Annotated in this window: 2 protein-coding genes; both read left to right on the plus strand. The window is 50.7% G+C overall.

Annotated features, from left to right (window positions below; genetic code table 11):
- The first annotated feature begins 217 nt into the window (after window positions 1-217).
- The gene (locus RM811_RS01525; RefSeq protein ID WP_402520088.1) at window positions 218-787 is read left to right on the plus strand and encodes a polysaccharide biosynthesis/export family protein; all 570 of its coding nucleotides are present in this window, start codon (window positions 218-220) and stop codon (window positions 785-787) included.
- Between the two features lie 195 nt (window positions 788-982).
- Window positions 983-2760 (plus strand): GumC family protein (locus RM811_RS01530; RefSeq protein ID WP_402520090.1); only part of this gene is annotated, 1778 nt, incomplete at its 3' end.

The raw sequence follows: 2760 nt of genomic DNA on the forward strand, positions 1-2760 counted from the left end.
GAAAGCTACAAGCGCAACGCGTATATGCTAACCGGCACTATCGCCATCTAATAAACTCGTTTTTTTAACAAAAAACGACAAATGTTTCATATATCCAACAGGCTGGTGTAAAATCCAGCCTGTTTTTTTTCATCCATTTCAGAAAACCCTGGGAGATAAGATGGCTCAGGGCCGCTGTAGATAATCCCTTTGGGAAATTGCTAACCAGGTTTTGATAATGAAATCCCCCTCTTTGTGCAATCCTGCTTTACGGTTGAAGACTCTCCTGGCATTAGTGCTGACTATCGCCTTTAGCGGCATTCTGTCCGCCGCCGAACCCATGAGTCTGTCCCGTTACGAGCTGGGTGCCGGCGATAAAATCAGCATTTCGGTCTTCGGCGAAGAGGATATGGAAAAAGAGCTGATTCTTACCGATGCCGGAACCGTGTCCTATCCATTCCTTGGAGAATTCAGAGCCAAAGGGCTTACCGTCGGCCAGCTGGAAAAGCTGATTATCAGGCGACTGAAAGAGGGCTACTTTATTGATCCAAGGGTTAGCGTCTCCATCAAAGAGTACCGGAAATTTTTTGTTAGCGGCGAAGTGAAGTCACCCGGCGGGTTTTCTTTTGAGCCCGGCCTGACCCTGGAAAAAGCCGTTGCCCTGGCCGGAGGGTTTACTCAGCGAGCCTCAAAAAAAGACATTATGGTCACCCGGGAAGAAAATGGCCGCCCCGCTGAGCAGGAGTTGTCGTTAAACGATTCCGTGTTGCCCGGTGACATCATTGTTATCAACGAAAGCTTCTTTTGATTTTTTGTCCTGACTTCTTGTCCTAAGTGAATTGGCATTGTAGAAAGTACCAGTCATCCGTCATTCCCGCGAAGGCGGGAATCTACCACGAGCAGTGGATCCCCACCTTCGCGGGGATGACGATGGTACATTTTCAATTGCAGCTTCCCTAACTTCTTGTCCTGAACAGTTGCCTTAAATGGTTGTGCGAACCCCATGAATACAGAATCCAAACCAGCATCCCCCCCTTCGCAAGCCAGAGCTCTGCAGGGGGAGGATATTATTGATCTCCGCGAAATTTTCCATGTTCTGAACAGTCATCGCTGGGCCATTGTCGGCTTTACTTTGGCGGTTACCCTGATAGCCATTCTGGTGGTCTTTTCCATGACGCCCATCTATCAGGCAACATCGATTCTGCAAATTGAGCAGGAGCAGGCCAAAGTCGTCTCCATTGAGGAGATGTACGGCATCGAAGGTGGCAGTGACAGCTATCTCAACACGCAGTTTGAAGTGTTGAAATCCCGGGGCGTACTGGAAAAGGTGGTTAACAAACTAAACCTGCTGAACAACCCTGAATTTAATGGCCGTCTCAGGGAAGCGCCCTGGTACAGCGGCATGCTTGACTGGCGTAGCTGGTTTGGCTTGCAGGAGCCAACAGAAGAAGTCGACGCTTCCAGCGTGATGCGCGACACCATTAATGTACTGAGCAACAACGTCACCATCGAGCCGGTGCGTAAAACCCAGATTGTCAAAATTCATGCCCAGTCCGAAAACCCGAAACTGGCCGCACAAATTGCCAACGCCATTGCCAGTGCCTATATCGAATCCTACATGGAGGCCAAACTGTCGCTGACATTGAACGCCACCGACTGGATGCAGAGCCGCATGAGTGACCTTTCAGAAACACTGAAAGCGGCAGAACAGGAGCTACAAGATTACCGGGAGCAGGAGCAGCTGATCGACCTGGAAGGCGTGCTGACCGTTTCCAGCAATGAACTGAAAGCCCTGACGAATTCCCTGGTGCAGGTGCGCAACAAACTGGCGGTCTCCGAAAACATCTATAAGCGCATACGCTCTGGCGAAATGAAGAAAGGCGATAGCCAGTCCCTGCAGGCGGTGCTGCAGCATCCGCTGATTCAGGACCTGAAGCAGGACGAATCGAACCGGGACCGTCAGGTGCTGGATTTGTCCCGCCGTTATGGCCCGAAACATCCATCAATGATCTCGGCCTATTCCGAGCTGGAAAGTATCCAGCAGAACCTCAAGGTTCAGATTGGCAATATTGTCGATGGTGTTGAGCGGAACTATGAAATTGATAAAGCCAACGAGAAAAGCCTGCAGACTGCGGTGAATAAAGTGAAGTCCACGGTACAAGAGATCAACCGCAAACAGTTCCGCCTGCGATCCCTTGAGCGGGAAGTGCAGACTAATAAAGACCTGTACGATGCCTTCTTCAAGCGAATTCAGGAAACGTCCGCCACCAGTGACCTGCAAACCGCCAACGCCCGTATTGTCGACAAAGCGTTTACGCCTCAAAATCCGGTAAAACCCAAGAAAAAGCTGATTGTCGGCATTGCCGCACTACTGGGGTTAATGGTCTCCTGCGGTATCGCCTTCCTGCTGGAAATGCTCAACAACACCATTCGCACCACCCGGGATATTGAAGAAAAACAGAACCTGCCAGTGCTGGGTGTATTACCGAAACTCACCGACAAAAAACTATTGGATCATGTATTCAACCTGTTTAACGACAAGGAGCAACCAGGCTTTGGTGAAGCTGTGCGCACTATCCGCACCAGTATCAACCTGACCGCCATTGATCAGCAGCATCGCCTGTTTGCCGTCACATCAACGGTGCCCGGCGAAGGCAAATCTTCAACAGCCTCTAACCTTGCACTGTCGCTTGGGCAGCTGGGCAAAACGCTGCTGGTTGACTGCGATATGCGTCGCCCGGTAGTGGGTAAAAATTACCACATCAAAGGCGGCTCCGCCGG

It is taken from the genome of Endozoicomonas sp., assembly GCF_031844845.1.
In the GTDB taxonomy this organism is placed as follows: Bacteria; Pseudomonadota; Gammaproteobacteria; order Pseudomonadales; family Endozoicomonadaceae; genus Endozoicomonas.

Bases quoted from the DNA above. Each gene is read 5' to 3' on its own strand.
- RM811_RS01525 (WP_402520088.1), top strand. From the start codon at position 218: ATGAAATCCCCCTCTTTGTGCAATCCTGCTTTACGGTTGAAGACTCTC.